This window comes from Ralstonia sp. UNC404CL21Col, assembly GCF_000620465.1.
Lineage (GTDB): Bacteria > Pseudomonadota > Gammaproteobacteria > Burkholderiales > Burkholderiaceae > Ralstonia > Ralstonia flatus.
In genome coordinates this window covers 396814-421885 of sequence record NZ_KK211140.1, presented here as the reverse complement: position 1 = coordinate 421885, position 25072 = coordinate 396814, and the positions used below count along the sequence as shown (strand labels likewise).

General features: G+C 65.0%; 18 protein-coding genes. 6 read left to right on the top strand and 12 right to left on the bottom strand.

Going from position 1 to position 25072, the window contains the following annotated elements; genetic code table 11:
• Positions 1-9: 9 nt before the first annotated feature.
• Together N511_RS0119885 and N511_RS0119880 are read right to left on the bottom strand one after the other, a co-directional pair.
• Positions 10-672 (bottom strand): CoA transferase subunit B, encoded by a 663-nt coding sequence (locus N511_RS0119885; RefSeq protein ID WP_037027162.1) that lies wholly within the window; start codon positions 670-672, stop codon positions 10-12.
• The gene (locus tag N511_RS0119880) at positions 669-1358 is read right to left on the bottom strand and encodes a 3-oxoacid CoA-transferase subunit A (RefSeq protein WP_027680874.1); all 690 of its coding nucleotides are present in this window, start codon (positions 1356-1358) and stop codon (positions 669-671) included. Before N511_RS0119880 ends, N511_RS0119885 begins: the two co-directional genes overlap by 4 nt.
• A gap of 324 nt (positions 1359-1682) precedes the next feature.
• Between N511_RS0119880 and N511_RS0119875 the strand changes: the two genes are divergently transcribed.
• The 6 genes from N511_RS0119875 to N511_RS0119850 all read left to right on the top strand — a co-directional run bounded on the left by N511_RS0119875 (position 1683) and on the right by N511_RS0119850 (position 6541).
• On the top strand, positions 1683-2474 hold the full coding sequence (locus N511_RS0119875; RefSeq protein ID WP_027680873.1) for an IclR family transcriptional regulator: 792 nt from the start codon (positions 1683-1685) through the stop codon (positions 2472-2474).
• An 89-nt stretch (positions 2475-2563) separates the two neighbouring features.
• The gene (locus tag N511_RS0119870; protein ID WP_037027160.1) at positions 2564-3142 is read left to right on the top strand and encodes a hypothetical protein; all 579 of its coding nucleotides are present in this window, start codon (positions 2564-2566) and stop codon (positions 3140-3142) included.
• Positions 3143-3498: 356 nt separating this feature from the next.
• Positions 3499-4344, top strand: coding sequence for an ABC transporter substrate-binding protein (locus N511_RS0119865; RefSeq protein WP_027680871.1), 846 nt, complete (start codon positions 3499-3501; stop codon positions 4342-4344).
• A gap of 60 nt (positions 4345-4404) precedes the next feature.
• A complete protein-coding gene (locus N511_RS0119860) occupies positions 4405-5100 on the top strand; it encodes an amino acid ABC transporter permease (protein WP_027680870.1) in 696 nt (231 codons plus the stop codon).
• Positions 5101-5102: 2 nt separating this feature from the next.
• Positions 5103-5795: an amino acid ABC transporter permease gene (locus N511_RS0119855; protein ID WP_027680869.1), complete on the top strand. Its 693-nt coding sequence runs from the start codon at positions 5103-5105 to the stop codon at positions 5793-5795.
• Positions 5792-6541, top strand: a complete 750-nt coding sequence (locus N511_RS0119850; protein WP_027680868.1) for an amino acid ABC transporter ATP-binding protein — start codon at positions 5792-5794, stop codon at positions 6539-6541. Before N511_RS0119855 ends, N511_RS0119850 begins: the two co-directional genes overlap by 4 nt.
• Before the next feature lie 77 nt (positions 6542-6618).
• Here the strand turns inward: N511_RS0119850 and N511_RS0119845 are convergent, their stop codons facing one another.
• The 10 genes from N511_RS0119845 to N511_RS0119800 form a co-directional block, all read right to left on the bottom strand.
• Complete coding sequence (locus tag N511_RS0119845) at positions 6619-7542, bottom strand: glutamate/aspartate ABC transporter substrate-binding protein (RefSeq protein ID WP_027680867.1); 924 nt, start codon at positions 7540-7542, stop codon at positions 6619-6621.
• Positions 7543-7672: 130 nt separating this feature from the next.
• The gene (locus N511_RS0119840) at positions 7673-8941 is read right to left on the bottom strand and encodes a D-amino acid dehydrogenase (protein WP_027680866.1); all 1269 of its coding nucleotides are present in this window, start codon (positions 8939-8941) and stop codon (positions 7673-7675) included.
• 473 nt (positions 8942-9414) lie between these two features.
• Positions 9415-10950: a methyl-accepting chemotaxis protein gene (locus N511_RS24390; RefSeq protein WP_051530969.1), complete on the bottom strand. Its 1536-nt coding sequence runs from the start codon at positions 10948-10950 to the stop codon at positions 9415-9417.
• A gap of 909 nt (positions 10951-11859) precedes the next feature.
• On the bottom strand, positions 11860-13230 hold the full coding sequence (gene pelG / locus N511_RS0119830) for an exopolysaccharide Pel transporter PelG (protein ID WP_027680865.1): 1371 nt from the start codon (positions 13228-13230) through the stop codon (positions 11860-11862).
• Positions 13230-14852 (bottom strand): GT4 family glycosyltransferase PelF, encoded by a 1623-nt coding sequence (pelF, locus tag N511_RS0119825; protein ID WP_027680864.1) that lies wholly within the window; start codon positions 14850-14852, stop codon positions 13230-13232. The genes pelG and pelF overlap by 1 nt, the downstream gene beginning before the upstream one ends.
• Positions 14849-15835: a tetratricopeptide repeat protein gene (locus N511_RS0119820; protein WP_027680863.1), complete on the bottom strand. Its 987-nt coding sequence runs from the start codon at positions 15833-15835 to the stop codon at positions 14849-14851. Before N511_RS0119820 ends, pelF begins: the two co-directional genes overlap by 4 nt.
• Before the next feature lie 25 nt (positions 15836-15860).
• Complete coding sequence (locus N511_RS0119815) at positions 15861-17360, bottom strand: PelD GGDEF domain-containing protein (protein WP_027680862.1); 1500 nt, start codon at positions 17358-17360, stop codon at positions 15861-15863.
• On the bottom strand, positions 17360-17920 hold the full coding sequence (locus tag N511_RS0119810) for a hypothetical protein (RefSeq protein ID WP_027680861.1): 561 nt from the start codon (positions 17918-17920) through the stop codon (positions 17360-17362). Before N511_RS0119810 ends, N511_RS0119815 begins: the two co-directional genes overlap by 1 nt.
• Before the next feature lie 72 nt (positions 17921-17992).
• Complete coding sequence (locus N511_RS0119805) at positions 17993-22081, bottom strand: tetratricopeptide repeat protein (protein WP_027680860.1); 4089 nt, start codon at positions 22079-22081, stop codon at positions 17993-17995.
• Entirely contained in the window at positions 22068-24884 is a 2817-nt protein-coding gene (locus N511_RS0119800) for a bifunctional glycoside hydrolase 114/ polysaccharide deacetylase family protein (RefSeq protein ID WP_051530984.1), read from the bottom strand. Before N511_RS0119800 ends, N511_RS0119805 begins: the two co-directional genes overlap by 14 nt.
• Positions 24885-25072 lie beyond the last annotated feature (188 nt).

Below are 25072 nucleotides of genomic sequence, written 5' to 3'. Positions count from 1 at the left end.
CCAATGGTTCTAGGCACGACGCAACGGCGCCGCCGTCATCGTCTGCAGCGTATCGAAATCGAGGCCGTCGGCCATCTCGCGCACCACCAGCCCCTCGGGCGTGATGTCGATCACGGCAAGGTCGGTGTAGATGGTATCGACACAGCCGATACCCGTCAGCGGGTACGTGCACGACGGCACGATCTTGCTTTCGCCCTGCTTGGTCTGGTGCTCCATCATGACGAAGACGCGCTTGGCACCAATAGCCAGGTCCATCGCGCCGCCCACGGCGGGAATCGCATCCGGTGCTCCGGTGTGCCAGTTGGCCAGGTCACCCGTGGCCGATACCTGGAAGGCGCCGAGCACGCAATAGTCGAGATGGCCGCCCCGCATCATGGCAAACGAATCGGCGTGATGGAAGAACGATGCGCCAGGCTTGACCGTGACCGGCTGCTTGCCGGCGTTGATGAGGTCTTCGTCTTCTTGCCCGGGAGCGGGCGCCGGGCCCATGCCGAGCAGACCGTTCTCGGTATGCAGAATGATTTCGCGATCGGCCGGCAGCTGGTTCGCCACCAGCGTCGGCAGACCGATGCCCAAGTTGACGACCGAGCCGTCGGGAATATCACGCGCCACACGGGTAGCGATCTGATCGCGCGTCCAGCGTTGAATCTTGGTGGTGGTTTCGGCGCTCATGCGGCCTCCTTGGCTTGCGCAGCGTTGCCGAGCTTCACGACGCGCTTCACAAAAATGCCGGGCGTGACGATGTGTTCCGGGTCCAGCTCGCCCAACTCCACCGTCTCGCTGACCTGCGCGATGGTGCACTTGGCCGCCATGGCCATCACCGGCCCGAAGTTGCGAGCGGTCTTGCGATAGACGAGATTGCCCCAGCGGTCAGCGCGCAACGCCTTGATGAGGGCGTAGTCCGCCGTCAGCGGCAACTCGAACACGTACGGCTTGCCGTCGATGATGCGCGTTTCCTTGCCTTCGGCCAATTGCGTGCCGTAGGCGGTCGGGCAGAAAAAACCACCAATGCCGGCACCTGCAGCGCGGATGCGCTCGGCGAGGTTGCCTTGCGGCACCAGCTCCAGTTCGATCTCGCCGGCGCGGTAGAGCGCATCGAACACATAGGAATCGGCCTGACGCGGAAACGAGCAGACGATCTTGCGTACGCGGCGCGCCTTGAGCAGCGCGGCCAGGCCCGTCTCGCCATTGCCGGCGTTGTTGTTGATGATGGTCAGTTCACGCGCGCCATGCGCGATCAGCCCGTCGATGAGTTCCGAGGGCATGCCGGCAGTACCGAACCCGCCGATCATGATGGTGGCACCGTCCGGGATATCGGCCAGGGCGGCCTCCACAGACGGACAAAGCTTGTTGATCACGTGCATTCTCCGGCAAGGGCGCCGCACATTCTCGATGGCTGGCGCAGGGCGGAGCATCGCGCGGCCGGACATGGCCGGGCCGCTATCAAGCGGCCTGCGAGTCTCCTGTTTGACGATCGGATCGACACAGGCCTTTGCTGTCCGGCCCACGCTTGCTTTGCTTTATTTGTTCGATATACGAACCAACGTTCGATCCGAGAACTAATCTACGCCTGCCCACGCCAGGGTGTCAAGGCGTACGCATCCCGATCGTCTGTTCGAGTGGCGAAACCGAGGCAATGCCAGTAGTCTTGAGTCCACTGCACCGCTTTCGCCTGTCTTTGCATGTCCGCCGCCGAACTACCCACCGAAAAACCCAGCGATTCCTACGTCCAGTCATTTGCACGGGGGCTGTCGGTCATCCGTGCGTTCAACGCCGAACGCCCGGAGCAAACGCTCTCCGAAGTCGCCGAGGCCACGGGCCTGACCCGCGCCGGCGCCCGCCGCATCCTGCTCACGCTGGTCAGCCTCGGCTATGTCAGCTTTGAAGGCCGTCTCTTCCGCCTTACACCCAAGATCCTCGATCTCGGGTTCGCCTATCTCACGTCGATGCCGTTCTGGAACCTCGCCGAGCCGGTGATGGAAGAACTCGTGCAGACAGTGCACGAAAGTTGCTCTGCCTCGGTACTGGATGGGACGGAAATCGTCTACGTCCTGCGCGTGCCCACGCAGAAGATCATCGCGCTGAACCTGTCAGTCGGCAGCCGCTTGCCGGCCTTCTGCACATCGATGGGCCGCGTGCTGCTGTCGGGCCTGTCCGAAGATCGGCTCGACATTGCATTGCGTGAATCGGACCGACGCGCCCGCACGCAGCGCACCATTACAGACGTCGACGCATTGAAAGAGGTCATTGCCGGCGTGCGCCAACAGGGTTGGGCGCTGGTTGACCAGGAGCTTGAAGAGGGGCTGATTTCGCTGTCGGCGCCGATCCGCAATCGGGCGGGCGACATCATCGCGGCCATGAACATCAGCGGCCAAGCCAACCGAACTTCCGGCAAACAGATGACGAAGCAGTTTCTCGGCCCGCTGCAGCAGGCGGCCGAGCGCATTTCGGCCATGGTGCGCGTACGGACCTGACCTGAGTTGAAAGCGCCAGCGCCAGTGCGCTTCGCGCCTCGCATCCCGACAGTTTTTTCAATAAAATTGTGGCTCCGTGGGCAAAGAGGATGTCTGTGACTCAACACACCGCCATTCACACCGGTCTGGATGTGAAAGGTTGCCAACGCCGGGTGCGTGCTTCGCGCGTCCTGGCGCTTGCCCTCCCGTTGCTGTCTAGCCCTGTTTGGGCCCAATCGACGCCGCTGGCGACGGCCATGCAGGAATTGACGCCGCTGGCCCGCATGCTGGTGGGCGCCGCCACGGGTCGCAGCACGGCCGCCGCCGGCGTGCCCGCCCTCACGGGCCCCGCTCGCAATGCAGACCGCGCCCTCGCCCAGGCCTGCGCCGAAATCAACCGTTTTACCCCCGTCCCGCTCGACCGTGAGACCGCGCTGGCGCAATGCTCGCTGGCGCAGAAGAAGAATCTCGTCTTCGTCATCACGCTGACCAACTACGCGGCGCACTCGGCCGCCTCGCAGGGCTTTCGGCTGAATTTCGTGCCGATCCTGCAGAAGAACATCTGCAATAACGGCGACGTGCGCATCCTCACGCGCCTGGGCCTGAGCCTGGTCTACCGCTATCGCGGCAACGACCACGAGACGGTGGGCGACGTGCCCATCAACGAATCGATCTGCGGCACGCTCTAAGCGCGCGCTTCGCCCCGGGAATCCCCTGATGGAGCGCAGTCGGCTGCCATGTCATTAATGGCAGACAACGTCTCATTTCATGCAACGTCCGCCGGGCTGCTGCCTTGCCGCGCCAGCCTTACCAGGCTGCGGGCTCGCAACCCGGCCATCCCCACAATCCCGCCTGTGCACCGCACCCCGCCCTGCTTGCCGTCCGCCATCTGTGCCACGCCGGCATGGACTATAGTTGGGCGTTTCGCTCGGCGTCATATGGTTATCCGAAGTCCGCGCATGCAAACGGCGCTTACGCCGGTATGCTCGCGGGCGGTTCTGATTCGCACACTATTCACCACCGAAGTCGTCAAGGAGGAAATCCGATGAAAACAAACCGACGTCTGACGCAATTTGCGGGTGCCGCCATCCTGGCTGCGGCAACCCTGGTCGCCACCACCGCGCATGCTGATCAAGTTTCCGACATCAAGAAGAAGGGCGAACTGGTCTGCGGCGTGCTCGGCACCGACGAGCCGTTCAGCTTCCTGAAGGACCCGATGAGCCGCGAGATCGTCGGCTACGACGTCGACATGTGCGACGCCATCGCCAAGAGCCTGGGCGTCAAGCCCGTGCTCAAGCAACTGGCCGTGGCCGCCCGCCTGCCCGAACTGCAGCAAGGCCGCGTGGACCTGCTGGCCGCCTCGCTCACGCACAACAAGGAGCGCGAGGCGCAGATCGACTTCTCGGTGTCGACGTTCATCACCGGCCAGAAGGCCATGGTGAAGAAGAGCAGCGGCATCACGTCGCTCGGCCAGCTGGATGGCAAGAAGCTGCTGACGGTCAAGGGTTCGACCATGGAAGCCAACATTGCCAAGGCCATCAAGAACGCCGATGTTGTCTCGTTCGACAACAGCCCGCAGGCACTGCTGGCCCTGCAGCAAGGCAAGGGCGTCGCCTACGTGAACGACGAAACCACGCTGATCGGCAACATGGCCAAGATGGGCCCGGCGGCCAAGGACTACGCGCTGCTGCCGGAAAACCTGTCGACCGAACACCTCGCACTGGGCATCCGCAAGGGCGAGCCGGCCTTCAAGAAGCAGGTTGACGACGTGCTGCTGGGCATGGAAAAGAGCGGCGAGGCGCAGAAGCTGTTCGACAAGTGGTTCGGCCCGAATACGAAGATGGCCTTCCCGCAGCGCACCTTCAAGATTTCTACCGACAAGATCGATTAATCGCTAAAGGTCGGGCCGCCCGGACCGGATTTCCAAACTGCGTCCGGGCGGTGAATCTCCATGCCCCATTTTGATTTGTCGATGCTGCTCTCGGGGCAGTATCACCAGTGGCTCGTCAGCGGTTTCTTCCTGTCGATCAAGCTCTCCGTGCTGGCCTTCGTGCTGGCGCTGCCGCTTGCCATCGTCGTGGCGCTGCTGCGCCTGGCGCCGGCTGCACCGCTGCGCGGCATCGGCCAAGCCTTCGTCGAAGCCATCCGCAACGTGCCGCTGCTCGCCCACATGCTGTTCTGGTATTTCGGCGCGCCGCAGATCCTGCCGGAGTTCATCCGGGACTGGCTCTACAGCATGAACTACGAGGCCGCGAGCGCCGTCATTGCGCTCGTGCTCTACACGGCTGCTTACATGGCGGAAGACATCCGCAGCGGCATCCGCTCGATTCCGAAGGAACAGCTGGAAGCCAGCCGTGCGCTCGGACTCTCGTTCCTGCAGGCCATGCGGCTGGTGGTGCTGCCGCAATCGCTGCGCGTGACCGTCCCGCCGCTGGTCAGCCAAACGTTGAACCTGTGGAAAAACTCCAGCATCGCCATGGTGATCGGCGTGGCCGAATTGATGTACCAGGCGCAGCAGGTGGAGTCCGCCACGTTCCGCGGCTTTGAGGCGTTTGCGTTTGCCACCGCGGCCTATCTGACCATCTCGATCGCGATCACGGTGTTCTCCGCCTGGTATCAGCATCGCTACCCCGTCCGGACGCTGTAGCCATGCTCGATCTCATTCAAACCTACGGTATCTACTACCTGATCGGCCAGTACCCGAATGGGCCGCTGGGCGGGTTGGCGCTGACGTTCCTGCTGGCATCCGCGGGCCTCGTGCTTGCGCTGCCGGTGGGCATCCTGCTGGGCCTGTGCCGCGTCAGCCCGATTGCCGCGCTGCGCTGGCCCGCCACCGCGCTCGTCTATATCGTGCGCGGCACGCCGCTGCTGATGGTGATCTTCTGGGCGTATTTCCTGCTGCCGTCCGTTACCGGCCAGCGCACGGACCAGTTCAGCACCATGCTGACCGCGCTGGTGATCTTCGACGGCGCATATCTGGCGGAGATCGTGCGCGCAGGCATCCAGGCGTTGCCGCGCGGGCAAATGGAAAGCGCCCGCTCGCTGGGCCTGTCGTACATGCAGGCGATGCGCCGCGTGATCCTGCCGCAGGCGCTGCGCAACATGCTGCCGTCGCTCGTCAATCAGCTCGTGTCGACCATCAAGGAGACCTCGCTCGGTTACATCATCAGCCTGCCCGAGGTGTCGTTCGTGGCCGGGCAGATCAGCACCGCCGTGATGGTCAAGTCTGCCGAGGTGTACGGCCTGCTCGGCATCAGCTACTTCATCATGTGCTTCAGCCTGACGCGCGTGGCGTTCTACCTTGAACGCCGCCTTGCAGCACATGCACCGTCCAAACCATGAACATGATCACGATCGAACACGTCGACAAGTGGTACGGCGATTACCACGCGCTGGTCGACATCAACGAAACCGTTGCCAAGGGCGAAGTGGTGGTCGTGTGCGGGCCGTCGGGCTCCGGCAAGTCGACGCTCATCCGCACGCTGAACCGGCTCGAAGCCATTCAGAAAGGCCGCATCGTCGTGAACGGACACGAAGTGCATGCGCCGGGCGTCGACGTCAACGTACTGCGCAGCGGCATCGGCTTCGTGTTCCAGCAGTTCAACCTGTTTCCGCACCTGACCGTCATGCAGAACTGCACGCTGGCGCCGGTGCAGCTCAAGCGCATGGCACCACAGGAAGCGAAGGACTTTGCGATGAGTCTGCTCGAACGCGTAGGCCTGCCGCACAAGGCCGGCGCCTACCCTGGCGAGCTGTCGGGCGGCCAGCAGCAGCGCGTGGCCATCGCGCGCGCCTTGGCCATGAAGCCGCCAGTCATGCTGTTCGACGAGCCGACCTCCGCGCTGGACCCGGAGATGGTGAACGAGGTGCTGCTGGTCATGAAGGACCTCGCCCGCGACGGCATGACCATGGTCTGCGTCACGCACGAAATGGGCTTTGCACGCGAGGTGGCCGACCGCGTCCTGTTCATGGACCAGGGTCAGGTGCTGGAACGCGCCACGCCCGAAGATTTCTTCCAGCGCCCGCAGCACCCGCGTGCGCAGCGCTTCCTGGCGGACATCCGCTCGCCGTGGAGCGAACCGGCCTGAACCTTCACGCAGCGGGCGGCCAATTAAAAAACGGGGAACACTGTTCCCCGTTTTCTTTGGATGCGCGGCAACGCGGCTTATTGAATGGCCTTGTCGTTCGGGTGTGCGTACAACTCCTTCATGCCGGCCGTCATCGGGTAGTTCAGGTTCAGACCCTTCGGCGGAATCGGCGACAGGAACCACTTCTTGTACAGGTCATTCGCCTTGCCCGACTTCATCAGGTCGGCAATCACGTCGTCGGCCACTTTCTTGAACGCCGGATCGTCCTTGCGCATCATGCAGGCGTAGGTTTCAGTCTGCAGCGGCGTGCCCGTGACCACCCAGTCAGCCTGGTTCTTGGCCTTCGTGCGCTCGCCGTACAACAGCGGCTCATCCATCACGAATGCCACGGCGCGGCCCGATTCCAGCGTCAGGAATGCCTGGCCGTGATCCTTCGCGAGGATCAGGTTCATCTTGTCGGCGTCCTTCGCTTCGCCATTCATCTTCTGCAGGATGCGGTCTTCCGTCGTGCCGGCGGTGGTCACCACGGTCTTGCCCTTCAGGTCGGGGAAGTCCTTGATGCCCGAATCCTTCTTCACCAGCATCAACATGCCGTAGATGAAGATGTTGTTCGAGAACGCGACCTGCTTCTGACGCTCGAGGTTGTTGGTGGTCGAGCCGCACTCGAAGTCGATCGTCCCGTTCTGCAGCAGCGAGATGCGGTTCTGCGACGTGATCGGCGTGAGCTTGACCTGCAGCTTCTTGCCCACTGCCTTTTCCACGCCGGCAACGATCATGTTGGAGATCTCCTGCGAATAGCCGGTGATGGTGTTCGCGTCAGCCTGGTACGAGAACGGAATCGACGACTCGCGATAGCCCACCGAGATCACGCCCGATTGCTTGATCTTGGCCAGCGTGTCGGTTGACTGCGCCTGCGCACCGGTCGACAGCGCCGCCAGCGCACCGGCCGCAGCCAGCGTCAGGCCACACAGAATCCGTTTGGTCGATTGCAAGGTCTTCATGCTTCCCCTCCTATGGGTGTGTTCGCTCCAGACTACTTTGGTTACCAATGGGCGCGGGCCAGAGGCACATCGTCAAGCCTGCGCGCTCGGTCTTTGAATCTCGTTCTGAATCTCGTATCTCGTTCTTGTGTCACGCGGCCAGCGCATACGGCACTGGGGAAATCGCGGGCTTGCGGCCGGCAATCAGGTCGGTCAGCAAGCCTGCGCTGCCGAGCGCCAGCGTAAAACCCAGCGCTCCGTGACCCACGTTCAACCACAAGCCTTCCACCGGCGACGCCCCGACCACGGGCACGCCCGTTGGCGTTGCAGGCCGCATGCCAGCCCACGGCGCCGCATCGGCACCCGCGTCATTGGCTCGCATGGCACCCGGAAACAGCGCCCGCGTTTCGTCATACAGCGTCTGGGCGCGGCGCGTGTCCAGCGCCGTCGACCAGCCCACCAGATCGGCCATGCCCGCCACACGCAACGTCTGCCCAATGCGGGCGTAGACGATCTTGCGCGCGGCATCCGTCACGCTGATCACCGGGGCAACATCGCCCTCCCCGAGCGGCAGGCTGATGCTGTAACCCTTCAGCGGATACAGCCCTGCGTCAATGCGCAATGGGCTGAGCAGCCTGGCGCTCGTCACGCCCGCGGCCATCACCACGGCATCAGCGGCAACCTGCTCACCACCGGCCAGGTTGAGACCGCGCACACGGCGGCCTTCGGTCCACAACGCATCCACACCGGTATTGAAGCGCAGCGTCACGTTTGGCATCGCGCGCAGCCGGTTGAACAGGCCGACGCAGAGTTGGTGGCAATCGGCCACGTCTTCGTCGGGCGTGTAGATGGCGCCGACGATCCGGTCACGCACGCCGGCAAGCGCGGGCTCGTGGGCGACCGTTTCGTCGGCGGACAGCGCATGCTGCTCGCAGCCGAGCGTCGCCTGATAGCCGACCTGTGCGCGTGCCGATTCAAACGCCGCAGCATCGCGATGTACCACCAGCTTGCCGCGGCGCGCAAAGCTGAACACCAAATCCGGCGACGCCTCCCGCAACGCTTCCATGCGTGCGCGGCTGTAGAACGACAGCGCGAGCAGCTCGCGCGTGGTGCGATCGGCCCGGTCACGATTGCAGGCCGCAATGAAGCGCAGCCCCCAACGCAGCAACGCCGGGTCCAGCGAAGGCTTCAGGCGCAGCGGCGAATCGCGGCGCAGCAACCAGCCGGGTACGTGCGAAAGCACGCCGGGGCCGGCCAGCGGCGCCACATAGCTGTAGCTCAACTGGCCGCCGTTGGCGTAACTGGTGCCCTCGCCCGGACCCGGATGGCGCTCGACCAGGGTGACCTGATGGCCTTCCTGAGCCAGCGCATGGGCCGTGCTGATGCCGATGATGCCGGCGCCGACTACTGCGATGTGCATGAAAGAAGCTGCGAGATGGAGAATGTCGGGTGCAGCTTAAGGAGCCCGGAGGTGGTTGGGCAAATGCGGAGTTGTTGGGGGGGATGTTGTGGGGCTATGGGTTTTTGGTGGGTTCTTTTCGGACTGGTGGTCCATCCCTTGTTTCATCCCCTGCCGGGGCTGACTCACTTTCTTTGGTCTTGCCCAAAGAAAGTAAGCAAAGAAATGCGCGCCCGAGATGGCGACCGATTCCTTGAATTTATGTCGCAGGGAGGGGAAGGGAAAAACTCGCTTCGCTCAGACAGTTTCCCTTCCTTTTTCCTCCCTGCAACAGAAATTCAAGGCGCCATCTAGGGCAGGAACGTCAAAGGCCAAACCGGTGGTGGGGTGAGGTCGGCGTGCTGGGAGCGCACGCCGCATGCGGGGATTGAGTGGTCGCCGGGGGTGAAATTCGGTGCGTTAGCGGCGTGTCACGCCGCGCCACCTGCTTGCCGCTAGCCTGCCCCGAGCCTGAAGACGCTGACTGCGCGGCGCAGGTTCCCGGATTGCTCCTGCATCGCTTGCGCCGCCGCCGCAGACTCTTCCACCAGCGCGGCATTCTGCTGCGTCACCTGGTCGATCTGACTGATTGCCTGGCTCACTTGCTCGAGGTTTTGGCTTTGCTCGTCCGATGCCACTGCAATTTCGGCGATGATGCTCGAGACACCTTCAATGGCCACACTCACGCGGGCCATCGCGGCATTCACGCCCGACGCCTGCTCGGAGCTGAGTTCCACTTTTCCGGTGGACGCCTCGATCAGCTCCTTCACTTCCTTCGCAGCACCCGATGCACGTTGCGCCAGCGATCGCACTTCGCCTGCCACCACGGCAAATCCCCTGCCCTGTTCGCCGGCTCGCGCGGCTTCCACGGCAGCATTGAGTGCCAGGATGTTGGTCTGGAACGCAATACCCTCGATCAGCCCGGTGATCTCGGCAATCTTCTTGGACGCCGTGCTGACCTCGCTCACCGTTTGCACCATCGCCGTCACTTCAGCGCGTCCGGCTTCCGTCATCTCTCTCGCACTGGCTGCGAGCGACGTGGCTTGACGTGCGTTCTCGGCGTTCCGCTTGACTGCCTCGGTCAGCTCCGTCGTGCTCGCCGCGGTCTCCTCGATCGAAGCCGCCTGTTGCTCGGTGCGCGTGGACAGATCCATGTTGCCCGCTGCAATCTGGCCTGCGGCGCCGGCCACCGACTCGGTTGCAACGCGGATGCTTCCAACCGTGCCCACCAGTTGCTGCGTCATGTCAGCCAGGGCTTGCAACAGCTTGCCGGTCTCGTCCTTCGAGTTGGCAGCCGCCACGCTCGACAGATCCCCTGCCGCGACACGGCTTGCAATGCCCACCGCCACATGCAATGGCCGGGTGATGCTCACTGTCAGGAAATAGGCAAAGACAAGGCCAAGCGCCAAGATGAGCCCTTCCAGCACCATCAGCAACGTGCGGCTCTTTGCGGCGCTGGCGTCGATGTCCTTCGCGATATCGTCGATGGACCGGCGCTGCACCTCTAGCAGTTGACGCATGATGTCCTGGTACGCGTTGGCACCCGGCACAAAGACTTGGTCGAGCACCCGCTGGGCTTCGTCCGGATTGCCCGAAGCCTTGGCCGCGTTGATGGCATCCCGCGCGCTCAGATAGCCTTTGCGCAGCTCACCGATCTTGGCGAACAGCGTCTTCTCTTCTTCGGTGGACAGCAGCGCTTCCACCTTCTTCTGGTACTCGCCCGAGGCCTTTGATGACGCCGCCGCCTCTTGCGCAAAATACGGCCCCAGCGTGGGATCGGCGCTCTTTGCGACCGCAATGGTGCGGCGGATGCCGACGACCAGATTGGCATACCAGTCGCCAATCAGACGCTCCTTGAGCAGCGGCTCATTCATCATGGCCCGCGTGGCCGTCGCGGCATTGTCCAGACGCCAGATTGCAATGGCGGTGATGACGACGGAAAACGCCAGCACAACGGCAAATCCGAAGGCAAGACGCTTGCCGATTCCCATGTTCCTGATGAGCTGCATTGTGTTCCGTTCCCTTCGCCACCCGCGTGGCCCTGGTCTGCTGACGCTCTCCGCCGATGCTTCGTCAGCTGCACAGCAGTCCGGGTGGTGAGTTCAGCGCCGGAGCGGCAGCCAAGCGATGCGCAATAGAGAAAACGAATCGGCCAAGAAATCTTGATTGGGACGAGGGGTGCGAGAAACCATTCCCTCAAAGAGGCCCTTCTTTCCTATCGGATCGAAGTGAAGAATCTGAAGCCACGTCTGCCGGGCAGTGTTCGCCCAGTCGGCTCGGTGGAGGGGACACGGCACGCCATCTACCGTCAGGGCTGCTCTCTACGCGGCGAGGAAGCAGCGAGCAGCTCGGGCTGCCGAGTTCAGAACCGCATCCGTGGAGCAAAAAGCTCGACAAGTCGAGCTCAGAGCTCCATCCGTCGAGCAAAAAGCTCGGGCCGCCGAGCTCAGAGCTCCATTCGCCGAGCAAAAAGCTCAGGCCGCCGAGCTCGGAGCTCCATCCGTCGAGTAAAAAGCTCGGGCAGTCGAGCTCGGAGCTCCATCCGCCGAGCAAAAAGCTCCTACCGTCGAGCTCAGAGCTCCATCTGTCGAGTTCAAAACGCCATCCATGGGGTGCAAAGCTCCGACCTCCGAGTTCAGAACTCGAAATTTTCGAGCAAAAAGTGCCGATGGCCGAGTTCGAACCCCCACGCGTGGACCACAAAGCCCGGCGCGCCAGCCTCCAGGCTCCGATGACGGAGCAAAAAGCGTCATGGTGTTGCTGCAAAAAGCAGCACGCGCAGAGCAAAAAGCCTCGCGGCTGGCGCTTGGAGCGCCGTGCGCGAGGCTTGAAGGGTCGTGAACGGGGGGTGAAGTGTTGCGGGCGGGGTTCCGGACGGCAGCGGAGGCTGTCGGGCACCCTTACTGCAACATGAACGTCTCGTATTCCAGCCGATCCAGCTTGCGGTCCAGGATCACGAGGCTGGCCATCACCACCAACAGCAGCGAGACGGCAAATCCGTATCCGTACCAGGCGGGGCCAAGCTGCAGCGTCATCCAGGTCAGCGCGCCGTTGAGCACCACAAACGCCGCCGTCAGCGCCAGCACCACGCGGCGCCGGTCGAGGTAGAAGAAGATGTTCACCACGCCCAGGAACACCACCTGCAAGCTCGCGGCAATGGTGTCGACATACAGCAGCGGCAGGTACAGCTCGGAAATCTGCAGCGCGCGCAGCACCGAGGCGCCGACGGCAAACAGCACCAGCGCGGCCATTGCCTGGATCTTCACGATCTCGTACAGGCCCGCGCGGATGGTCTGCACCATCGTGTTGCGCATGTCTTCGATGTGCTCAAGCGAGGCGCCGCCGCGCACGGCGTCGTAGAAGGCGTCGTAGTACTCGACGAAATCCGTCTCGATGCGCACCAGGAACACGGCCATGCCGGGAATGATGCCGAGGTAGGCCAGGAACACCGGAATGTCATAGATGACCGACGCATTCAGCGGGCCGATCACCTGCTGCCCCGTGCCCGGCGCATACCAGAACATGAACTTGTCGAGCCAGATGCCAAGGTTGTACAGCAGCCCGATCAGCATGAGCGACGGATACGCGAACCGCCGGTCGAACACCTCGAACGACAGGAAGCGCCGGCCGCTGAAATTGCGGTAGATGAGCGCGGCCATGCCGATCAGCAGGCACAGCTGCCCCGTGACGAAGCCCAGCAGCAGCCCTTCCAGCCCGAGCCGGTTGAACAGCAGCGCCAGCAGCACAGTGAGCGTGTAGCCGATCAGGAAGATCCACACGATCGCCTTGTACTGCTTCATGCCCGACAGGAAGATCACCGCGATCCAGATGTTGGCCATGACCACGAAACCGGCCAGCATCAGCAGCCGGTAGATGGCCGATTGCTGCGGAAACGCAAAGAGGATGACGAGCAGCCCCAGGCCACCGGCCACCAGCGTCATCACAAGCGACACGGCGTGGTAGTTGGGCAGGATCAGGTCGTCGCGTTTCTCGAACAGGCGGTCGGACGTGAACCGCGTGAAGGCAAGCTGCAGGGGCCCGGTCAGGATCAGGCTGATCGCAATCAGGTAGGTAACCGACACCTGGAACTGCGTGATGAGCGAGCCGGGAATGACGAACGGCAGGCTGAGGATACCGATCAGCAGAATCCCCACGATGGAGAGAATCCACGGCCCGGAACTGATGATGCCGGCGTAGGTGTAGGCACGCAGCAGCCCGAGCAGGCTGTCGCGCTTGAGCATCTTGCGCAGCTCAAAACCAATGCCGGCCATCAGCGGGCTCCCTCATGTGGCTTGTTCTGCTGGGCGTGGTACGGGCAGGCCGCCGCAGCGGCAGAGGCGGCCTTGGCGCCGTGCTCGGTACTCAGGTCGGGCAAGGTCTGCAGGCGCGTGTACAGCTCGCGGTAACTGCCGACCATCATCTCTTGCGTGTAGTAGCGCTCCACCCGGGCGATGCCGGCCGCCTGGGCCGCATGCCAGCGCGTTTCATCGCGCAGCAGCGTCAGCACTTCGGCCGCCAGGGCAGCCGGGTCGGCAATGCGCACCACGGCGCCGGCCGCGCCCAGCGCCGCGTCTTCGCCGTCCAGCCCGAACAGCAACTGCCGGCACGAACCCACATCCGTGGTGACGGACGGCACGCCCGCGGCAAACCCTTCCAGCACCACGAGCGGCAGCGCCTCGCTGATCGAACTCAGCACGAGCACGCCCACCTTCGGCAGGATGTCGTCGATCTTCTGGAAGCCCAGGAACTTGATGCGGTCGCCCAAGCCCAGGCTTTCAGCCAGGCTGTGGCATTCCTGCGCGTATTCCGGATCTTCGTCTTCCGGGCCGGCAATCCAGCCTTCCGCATCGGGCATCTCGCGCGTGATGGTCAGCATCGCGCGGATGAACGTCTTCACGTCCTTGATGGGCACCACCCGCCCGATCAGGCACATCACGCGCGGCACGCTGGCCTGCCGCTTCTCGCGCAGCGCAGCCAGGCGCGGCAGGTTGATGCCGTTGGGAATGCTGCGTGTCTTCTCGGCCGGCGCGCCGTCGATGACCTGCCGCTGCCGGTTGCCTTCGTACAGCGCGACGATGTCTTCGGCCGCGTCATAGCAGACCCGGCCCATGGTCTCGAAAAACCGCACCCACAGGTCACGGAAATAGCTGATCTGCGCGATGTCCTTTTCGAAGATGCTGCGGTTGTCGCGAATCCACTGGCTCTGGAACAGGTCGATCTTGCGTTCCTTGGTATAGATGCCGTGCTCCGACACCAGCAGCGGCCGCCCGCGCCTGTAACGCAGCAGCGCGCCCAGGAACCCCGCATAGCCGGTCGAGATGGTGTGGAACACCTTCACCGGGATGAGGTTTTCTGCAATGCGCACAAGCTGCCACAGCGGCTTGTGCATGATGCGCACGGTCCAGAAGTAGTCGGTGAACGACGGGTCGGTGCAATAGCGCCGGTAGTAGTCCGTCATCATGTCCCACGCGCGGTGGCTGTAGAGGAACTGTTCCTCCGCCAGCGGCCCATCGTCGCGCAGGTCGGCGATCGAGGCGCGGATCAGCTCGGCCGTCTCGCCCTTGTTGGCCGGATTGCGCAGCGCGTCGTGCAGCTTGCGCGAGCGCTCGAACGCGGCGGTATCGCCACCACTGGCCTGCACCAGCGGCGGCGGCGGAAAGTCGTACAGGTAGTGGCACTCCAGGTGCACCACGTTGTCCGGAATGGAGTAGACGGGCTTGCCGTAATCCTCACGGCGGCTGCCGATGAAGACGATGGCGAAGCGAATGTCCGGAAACGCCCGGATCATCTGGTTGACCCAGCTCGACACCCCGCCGCTCACGTAGGGAAAAGTCCCTTCGAGCAGCAGCGCAACATCGGCGGACTGGGCACGAGGAAAGTTGTCGGTACTCATGATGTCCAGTAGCGCAACAGCGGGCGCAGCAACGGCAGCGGAGACCGGCTGGAGAACTGTGCCAGCGCGGCGCGCGCGCCGGCATAGTCGCGGCGCAGGTAGCAGGCTTCGGCCAGCGGCGGCAGCAGGCGGTCCCGCGGGAAGCCGAGGGATTCAGCGCGGCGCAGGTGGGACTCGGCCACATCGGGCTCGCGGCGCGACAGGGCAAGCCGACCGCGCATGTACCACAGGGCGGCGTTGTCCGGCTGGATGTCGAGCGCGGCGCTGGCATAGCGTTCGACCTGCTCGGCGGTGTAGCGGTACACGTCGCCCTGCACCAGGTTCTGGTAGATCAGCTCCCAGTACAGGTCGGCCAGGCGCTTGTTGATCTCGTAGCGCGCCTCGGGCGTGGTGGCTTCTTCCAGGCGCGGCAGCTCGGCCAGGATCTTCTGCGTGAGCACCTTCTCGGCGTTGTCGAGCATGCCGTAGGCCAGCAGGCGGATATCGTCCACCGGGTCGGCCAGCAGGTCGCGCAGCACCGGGCTGGCCGTGCGCGTGGGCATCGACTGCATGGCCACCAGCGCCGTCATGCGGCTTTGCACCGGCGCGCGCTCGTTGCTGAGCTGCGCACGCAGCCGCGCCCCGCCCCCGTGCGTCACGCGCGAGATCAAATGGGCCACAAAAACCGGCAGGCCGATCTCGGCGATGTCCTTGTCGTCTTCGGGCTTGGGGAACAACTTGCCCAGCAGCAGGCTGCCGAGCACCAGCAGGCCACCGGCCACCGGTACGAAAAAGCACAGCGCCGTCAGGTAGCCATACGTCCACACGAACGGCACGCGATAACGGCGCGGCAGCAAGCGCCACGCAGCCAGCCCGATCAGCGCCGCGGCAGTGCCCTGCAGCATCAGGCACGACAGCAGCAGCGCAAGGCTGTTGCCGGCATGCAGCGCCATCGCCACTGCCGCAATCTGGGCCGAGATGCCGCCGAGCGTGAGCTTAAACATGGTCGATCCGCATGCCTATGCGCCCCTATGCATCGAGATGGCAGCGCGAGAGGAAGCGCTGCAGCGCTTCGCCCGGATGCTCGCCGGTCACGTGCAAGGTCTGCACGCTGATGCGCCCGCCTTCGAAATCGACGCCGAACTGCGCGCGCAGGCTGTCTTCAATGCGCACCAGATAGGCCGACACGGCCCCCGCGCCCGACAGCGGCATCAGCGTGATGATGGCGCGGCGGTTCTTGCCGTTGGCCTGCCACACCACATCCAGCGCGCGGCGGCTGCGCACCACGCTCTCGAACAGCGCGTCGCTGGTCTCGTCCTTGTCGAAAATGAGCGCCACCACCGACGAGTCGATGCCGGTATCGCGATGCAGGCGCGCCAGCCGGCCGAGATCGAGCGCGAACTCGTACGGCGCGTCGGGCACGAGGTCCAGGATCTCGGAGCTGACGGTGAGGTGGCGCACGCCGTCGGCGTAATAGCCGAGCAGCACCAGCAGGAACTGCAGGTTCTCGTACGACAGCGAGAGGAACGGCATCTGGTGCACGACGAGCAGGCCGATCAGCTCGTCCGCACCCGACAGCACGGGCGCGCACGCCACGTAGCGCGAGCTGTCTTCCGGGTTGTTCACATTCCGCAGCTCGGGCGCCTGCGGGTGGCCGAGCGTATGGGTGTCGATGCAATGGCGGATCAGCGGATCATCGGCAACGATATCGAACGGCGTGCCGACGCGGGCGACCGGTTCGGTATCGATGCGGTTGCCCGTTACACGCACCATGGCCGCCACTTCCAGCTGGCAGGCCTGTGCCGTCCATTGCAGGAAGGGCTCGGCGCCGGGCAGCTGCGCCACGTCAGGCGCGTTGTCGCCCGCGCCGTGCTCGCGCGCGGCCAGCGCGATATTGCGCAGCTGCGTGAGCGTGTCGCGCAGCGTGGTCGGCTTGGCCAGCAGGTCGTTTTCCAGGCGCTCGTGCGACAGGCGCAGCAGGAAGTGGTTCTTGGTGAGCGCCGCCAGCCGGTCGTTCAGGTAGCCGTTGACGGTGCGGGCGCGCGACAGCCGTGCGCCCCAGATATCGCCGTACTGCCCGCCAATCAACACCAGCATCAGGCCGCCCAGGAAGTACATGCGCGGGAAGCTGCCGGCGGCGGCCGTCTGTCCGTAGAACACGGCCCAGGCGCCCAGCACCACCAGCGCGGCCAGCGCGCCGAGCAGCGTGCCGTAGCGCAGCGCCAGGATGAGCGGCACCAGCCACATCCACGGAAAACCGTAGCCGAGCAGCAGCGGGTTGTCGGGCACGAACAGCCACACGATGCCGATGGCCGCCACCACTGCGCCCAGCGTTTCGAGCACAGCGCTCGGGCTGGACACCGCCGGGGCAATCAGCCGCCCATACCAGGTCGACGCGCCAATGCCCTGCGCGTTGCGCCGACGCTCATTGCGCCCGCCCTGGCCGCCCGCATCGGGGGCGACGCGGCCTGCCGACGCCGACGCCGATGCCGAGGCCGATTGGGCGGAACCTGCAGACTCGGTCTTCATCAGCCCCGGCCCAGCGGCGAGAGCAGTTCGCGCAGCAGCTTCTGCGCCACCGCCGACACGGCATCGCGGCTCCAGCCGGTGCGGCTGCCCGCTGCGCTCCAGATCACGTTGCCGGTCTGCACATCAATCACCTGTAGCGTGATGCCCACGGCGGGTTCGCCATCCACGCCGACCTTATAGCGCCACTCGTCCACGGCGCCGGTCAGCGCGTAGCGCGCTTTCTCGCCGCGCGCCCAATCCAGCGCGCGCGATACGGCCTCGCGCTCGGCCGGCTCGAACAGCGATTCGCTGTTCAGGTTGGCCGGATATTGCTTCAGGTTGGAGAACCCACGCGCCTTCAGGATGCTGGCCGCGATCGTCTCGGCACGCAGGCCGGCCTGCGGCGTTTCGGTGTAGTTGACGATGGGCAGCACGACCCAGGCGTCGGATGCGCTGGTTGCCGGCGCACGCGCGCTGTCGACCACCGCGCAGGCGGACAACGCCAGCGCTGCACCAACGCCTGCTGCCAGCGCCAGCCAGCGCCGGCGGCCGGCTTTCATCGTGTTGATCAAGGGTGTCATCGCGTTCTCCCTGGAGTCTTCCGTTGTGTGCTTCATGTCGTTTCTTCCCCGTTGTCTTGTTCTTGCTTGTCGTCAGTAGAGCCAGCGGTAGCGCAGGCCGATCTCCGTCATCGGTGAGGTACCGGCGCGCGTGATGGAGGCATGGCTGAACACCAGCGCCAGATGGTCGTTGCCGAACACGCTGCCCGCCACCCCCAGCTGGAGTTGCGTGCCCCACCCTTCGCGGTTGTCATGCAGCAGCCCGACATCCATGAACGGCCGCCACGCGCGGGTATAGCGATCAAGATAGTCCGTGCCAAAGCCGAACAGCAGCCCGAACTGCGTGAACGACTGCGGCATGAAGGCAGTGGCATCGGGCGCCGTATCCGCCGTGGCCGCTGCCGGCAACAGCCGCCCCAGCAACGCGCTTGGCGTGCCCGAAGCGCTGTAGTTCGCCCGCGTGCCCACCACGCGGATCGTGTAGTCGGGGTATTCCACCCGGAAGCGGTAACCGGCTTCGGCGTCGAACACCATGCCACTGCCCAGGAACGAACGGTCCTGACCGTAGAAGCGGTTGCCTTCGATGCGGGCGCGGATGTATTCGCGCTGCGTCAGGCGCCAGTTGCCCCCGATCGACACTAGATCCTTCACGCCGCCCACGCGCAGTTGCGTGGTTTCTTCGGCGGGCTGGTTGCGCCCCACCGACAGCTCGGTGCCGAACGGGCCAGTCTGCCCTAGCAAACCATCCAGCCGGAACGCATAGAACGACGCCAACCCCTGGCGCCAGCCCACCGTGCCCTTCCACTGGCTGTCTTGCGTCTGGTACTGCGAGATCCAGTCGACGCGGCGGTCCTGCGCGGGCACGCCGGTCAGTTGCGTCTCGTCGGTCGAGCGCTGGTTCCGCTGCGTGGCGCGCACCAGCATGCTGTAGTGATCGGTCAGGCGGATGCCGGCAGCCGCGCTGCTTTCAAAGTACGTGAGCGGCGCCTGCTTGAACCACGTTTCGCGCGGCTCCAGCGCCTGCGCGTTCGTCAGCAGGGTTTCCTGCAGGCGCTGGTGAATCTGCTCGTCGTCGGGTGCGGTCGTCAGGCCTTCGAACGACAGGCGCTGCGCCTCGCCCAGGCGGTCCGTAAGCGTGTTCGCATCGATGCGGTTGTAGAGCGGGATGCGATCGGGCGTGTCGTCCAGCAGGCGGTTGAGCGTTTGCAGATCGCGCTCGGCCAGGGCGATGGAGATCTCGGCATAGGCCGGGCGCGTCATGCGGCGCGTGTACTGCTGCAGCAGCCACGCACGCGCCAGATCATTCGCCTCCTGCGACAGCGCCCAGCCCAGCGCCGCTTCCTTGGCGACAGCAGAGACAAGCTGGTCGCTCACGCGGGTGTTCTTGCGCTTGTCTGCCGGGTCTTCGGGCGGCTCCGGCGGCAGCGTATCGATGTCGCCAAGCTCAGATTTCTGCACGGTCGCGCTGCCGCCTTCGCGGGCCTGCCGCGTGGCGCGGCGGTCATCGCGCAGCAGCTCGATCAGCAGACGCTGGGCAAGATCGCCCGAGCCAAACGTCTGCGCCAGCGCAATGCGGCGGGCGCGCAGCTCGGTGCGGGCGCCCTCTTCAAGCGGTACGGCGTCGTTGCCTGCCCCGTTACTGCCCACGACGACACGCGTGCCGACGCGGCGGCTGGCCGGGGCCTTGTCCTTGGCGTTCGCATTCTCGGCGCGATCAGTGCTGCCGGCACCGTTGGCGCCGTCGGCACGCCACAGCAGCCACCACGCCTCGCGGCGCAGGCGCCAGGCGGCGTCGGCTTGCCCGGCCATTTCACGCGCATCGGCAAAGGCCAGCAGCCAGAGCGGATCGTTGCGCATCGACTTGCCCTGGCGGCCCAGGAAGCGCAACGCGAGGTTGGCGTCGAACAGCTGCAGGCCGGCGGCGGCATAGGCGCCCCAGTAGGCGGAATCGTTTTCGGCTTCGCCACGCCACAGGGTCAGCGCACGCTTGAGTTCATCGTTCTGGCCGGAATCGAGCAGGCCCCACAGGAAGGCGGCTTTCACGTCGCTGCCGGCATCGGGCAACGAGACGGCGCGGCGCAGATCGCGCATGGCGAGATCCCAGTGACCGCTCTGGCGGAAGTACTCGGCGCGGGCGCCCAACACGCCGGGCGATTGCTCCGCGGCGCGGCGCTGTTCAGGCGTGAGCGAGGCCAGCAGCCCGTCGATACGGCGGAAGGCGCGGGCGCGCGTGTAGTAATAGATGGCCTGCTGCAACGAGGCCATCGTGCCGCTCTTGTGGAAGGCCAGTTCAGCCAGGCGGCCGGCATCGATCGGGCTGGCGTCGTAGAAATCGATCATGGCCGACAGGTCGTCGGGCTGCGCATTGCCGCCGATCAGCAGCTGGCGATACGCCTCGCGCGAGAGATCGTCGCGCTGGTTCAGGCGTGCGAGCTGCGCGAACGTGCGCCAGTAGAGATCGTCGGTCGGCGAGGCCACCTTGCTGGCGACTTCCATGGCGGATAGCGCCTGCTCGAACTGCGCGCGCACGTAGAGCATGTTGGCGAGCTTGAGCGCATAGCGCGCGTTCGGGCCGAATTCCTTCTGCAGGCGCACGTAGGTGTCGTAGGCCTGATCGTCCTTGCCGGCGCGCTCGGCCAGCATGGCGTAGCGCTCCAGGATCGCTTGGCGATGCGGGCCGCGCGCAATGCTGTTCAAGTAGGCCAGCCCTTCCACCGGCTCGCCCAAGCGCTCATACGCGGCAATGACCTGGTCGAGCAGCTTCATGTCGCCGGGCTGGCGGCGGGCCTGATAGCGCAGGCCGGCCAGATAGGCGTGGTCTTCGTTCAGTGCGGGCGCCAGGCGCAGCACGTTCTGCCAGGCCGCGTCGTCGCCGGTCGACTGCGCGTAGGCCAGCCAGTACTTCAGCGCGGACATCGGCTGGCGGTTCCACTCCGATACCTGCGCGGCGCGCTCGGTCCAGATCTTCAGGTCCGGGCGCTGGCGCACGGCGGCTTCGGCCACGCGCATCGCGTCGTTCAGGTTGCCGCTGCTCATGAAGACGCGGTACGCGAGGTCGTAATCGTCTGCATTGAACGGCGCGATACCGCGCGCGATGGCCTCGGTGCCGGTGGGCTGTGCGGTAGCAGCGGCAGGGGCTGCGCCATCGCTCACCTTGTCCGCCACGCGGCGGATGCGCGCAACGTGGCGCTGGCGGCGGGCCAGCCCTTCCGGCCCATCCATGAACACCGCATCCGTTGGGGACGGCAACGGCTCCGGCCGGCCCGCGAAGGTCCAGTCATGCCGCGCCGCACCTGCCGCCAGCGCAATGCCCTCTTCCGTCTGCCGCCACGATAGATGCAGCAGCCGGCGCGCGTACTGATCGGCCAGGTCGGGCCGGTTACACGCCAGGGCCAGTCGCGTGAGGAAGCGCAGCGTTTCGGTGTCGTCGAGGAGCGGGCCTGCCCGGCGCTGCGCTTCGGTCATGGCGTCGTCGAGCAGGTTGCCGCCCTGCAGCGCCTTGAGCCCGGCGATGAAGTAGCGCCGCTGCTCGTCGAGCGATTTGGCGCTGGCCTGTGCGGCAAAGTTGGCGGCGGCGGCCGCACGGTATTCGCCCACGCCCAGCGCAATCTCTGCCGTGCGGGCCTGCCATTGCGCGGCGCGGGCCACGTCCTGCTTGGCCAGGCGCTGGTACAACTGCACGGCAATCGCGCCCTGATCCAGGGCACGTGCCTTGCCGGCCAGGATTTCCAGCTCGGCGGCGGTCCAGCGGTAGTCCAAGGCCTGCTTGAGGAGGCCGCGCAAGTCATTGAGGATCGACGCGCGCTGCGGGTCGTTCGGCGCCAGCGCATAGGCGCGCTGCTCGCGAATCGCAATCTCCAGCAACAGCGCTTCACGTTCGAGCGACTTGTCGTGCAGGGCGCGCATGCGGTTGAGCATGGCTTCGGCTTCGTCCAGACGGCCGGTGCGCACGTACTGCGCAGCCAGCACGCTCAGGAATTCGCCGTCGTTCGGGCGCACGCGCAGCCAGGCTTCGAGGTACGCCACCGACAGGGCATCCACCTTGCCGCCTTCCAGCAGGCGCGCTTCCAGCCGCTCGCGCGGGAACATCAGGGCGAGCGCCAGCCCGATCAGCGCGCCGAGCGTGCCGATCAGCCAGGGCGGAAGCAGCCGTTCGCGCGGCGTCAGGTCAGCAGACCACATCGATACGTTGGTAGGTCACGGATTGGGCGGCAACGCCGTTCAAGTCAACGCGCACCGTATCGCCTTGTGCACGGGTGGTGTGGGCCGGCGCGCCGTTGACCTTCACGCGGCACGCGCCAACGTTGGCCAGGCGGACAAACGGTTTGTAATAGCCGCCGGCTTCGAACGACAGGCCGTTGCCGCTGCGCGTGAAGTCACGCACAAAGGCCGCAGCTTCCGCAATGTAGGCCGGCTTGGCGGTCTCGGCGGCGGGCGTGACCGCAAAGCGTGCCGCGCCGTTGTCCATGTGGATGTAGATGCCGCCTGGCGCCTTGTCGTAGCCGACCACGCCGCGGGCATCGGCCAGACGCGGCGTGCCGGGCGCCATCCAGCGCAGTTCGCGCAGGTCGCCGTTGCCGCGGACGATCCAGTTGTCGTCATCGCGGGCGATGGCCATGTCGCGGAAGTCCATCACCTTGGCGACGTATTCCGTGGAGTAGATGGGAAACACCGGTTGCGAGAGCGCGTAGTCGTAGTCTTTCTTCAGGGCCTTGAGCGACGCAAGCTTGGTACCCGAATACATGTGGTAGTAGATGTTGATCGGCTTGAAGCGGTACGGCGCGTCCGTCATCTGCATCGTTTCAATCAGGCGTTCAAAGCCGTAGTACGGCCCGGTCCAGTCATTGGTATAGACGTTTTCGTTCTGATTGGGCGCAAACACCTGGTAAGCGCCGGGGCCCTTGTCGATGCCGATGGAGGCAATGTCCGTCCACGACGGCGAGCTGCGCGTGATGATGGTGTCGCCGCCATTGATGTTGACCACACCGGCCTGCCACGCCATGCGCACGGCCACTTCGGGCGGCCGGCAGTCGCCCGACCACTGCAGGACCTTCACGCGCTTGCCCGGCGGCGCCAGGCGCTCGTCGATGTAGCGGATGGAGCCGGCGATCTCGCGGTCGAGGCTGAACTTGTAGCCGGGAATGGTCAGCGCGAAGGCCGTATCGCCGCCGCCCGCGTCCTTGCCGGGGCCGGCCGTCGGGCTTTGCACCGTGCGGCTCCAGTCGAACGGGTGCGAATACGTATGGGAGCCCAGCTCGACATACGGCAGCGCGAACATCCTGCGCGCGATGCCTTCCAGCCGCGGCGAAATCTTCGGGTACAGGCCCGTCGGGCCCACCTCGCCTTCAATGACGGAAAGCGTGGTCGGAATGCGGTACTTGTCCCACACCTCCTGCAACAGCACCTCGCCCGAATATTCGGGGCCCGGAAATTCCGCCCGCGAGGCAAACCCGTCGCCGTCCACATGCACGAGCATCAGGCGGCGGCTGTTTTCGCTGGTCAGGTCGGGGATCGGCATGTCAGGCAGCGCCAGCGCGCGGCGCAGGAATTCGATGGGCTGCACCACCCAGCGCGCCTGGTCGATGGTCTCCAGCGCAAACACCGCGAACGGATACATCACGTAGCCGCCCCAATCGGTGATGGCGGCGGCGTCAAACTCCTGACTGCCGGACTTCAAGCGCAGCAGCGATTGCGCGGATGCGCCGGCCCGAATGGGCACCGTCTCGCGCGCCAGCGGCCGGGGCGGCATCTCGAAGCCCATGATCCTGTCTTGCGACACCACCGACACCGGCCCGCCGCTGCTGGTACCGGCATTGGCCATGCCGCGCACGTATTGCAGGTGCAGCATGTCGGCCAGGCTCCCGTCCACCGGCAGGCCGAAACGGTTCATGAAGGCAATGCGCACGCCGTCGCGCATGCGGGCGCGCACCCACGCATTGAGCGCCCCGACTTGCTTGACCGGACTCGTATTCACCCATACCACCACCCCGGCATAGCGGTCGGGCGGCACGTCGGCGGGCAGCGGTTGATTGATGTCGGCGTATTCGACGTCGTAGCCGAGAAAATTGAGCGGCATGGCGACAAAGCGCACACCCTCGCTGGTCTCGATGGTCGTGCGCGGCGCCCGCTCCTGCAGGATCAGCACCTTGCGCGGCAGGACTTCGATGCGACCCACGCCGATGGTCGACAGCGCCGGATCGATTACATACGGGATCAGCCCCTGCGCCTTGATGCGCTTGGCGGTGTCGCGTGCGCAGGCGCGGTCAGCCGGCGGGCAATAGTCGATCGAGATGACCGGCAGGTGGTATTCGTCGCGGATCTTGCGCGCCTGGCCCATCAGCCACGCGCGGTCGGCGTCGTTCACTTCCTTGTATTGCTTGGCGCCCTGGTCCCAGCCGCGATACAGCGATTCGAACGCCACGGCATACGCCTGGTCGTGCACCTGCGGCAGGATCTCGAAGCCGCGGTTGAAGATCAGCTTGGCATCGGGGTAGCGCGCCTTGATCGCACGGATCACGCGCACCATGCCGGCTTCCTGGGCCGCGCGCGAAGCGTCGTCCTTGGCAACGAGCTGGTACGAGTCGAGCGTATCGAGAAAAAAGCCGCGGTAGCCCTTGTCCCACAGCGGCTTGATCACGTGTTCGACATAGAACGCCGGCCACTCGGACTGGGCCTGGTCGACCACGCGCGAGGCCCACGCGGCGTTGTCGCCGAGCAACCACGCCTTGGGCAGTTCCTTGAACCAGCGGCGCTCGGGCGTGACCTCGCCCAGGCTCACGTAGGCGAACCACTGCGTGCTGGGCGTCTTGAACTGGGATGGGTCGAAGCCGTGGTCCGGCTCGACCACGACGGCATCGAACGCGCGCAACTGGCCCACGGGCGGTTTGTCGCCGTAGTACCACGCGATGTTCGGCGCGCTGGCCGCAGCGGAGGATGTGTTTTCTGATGCGCCAGCCGTTTGCTGGGCACGCGCCGCCCAAGGCATGCATACAAGCACGGCCGTCAATACTGCCGCCAAGCGCCCGATGATCCTTGCTGGTCCTGTATTCCCCCGCTTCCCCCCGGAATGCCGCACTGAACGGCAGAGAATCCACATAACCCACTCCTATGCAACGACGTGCATACACTTCAGGCCGATCTGCGCCGGCACCCCAATGAACATACGGCGCCTCC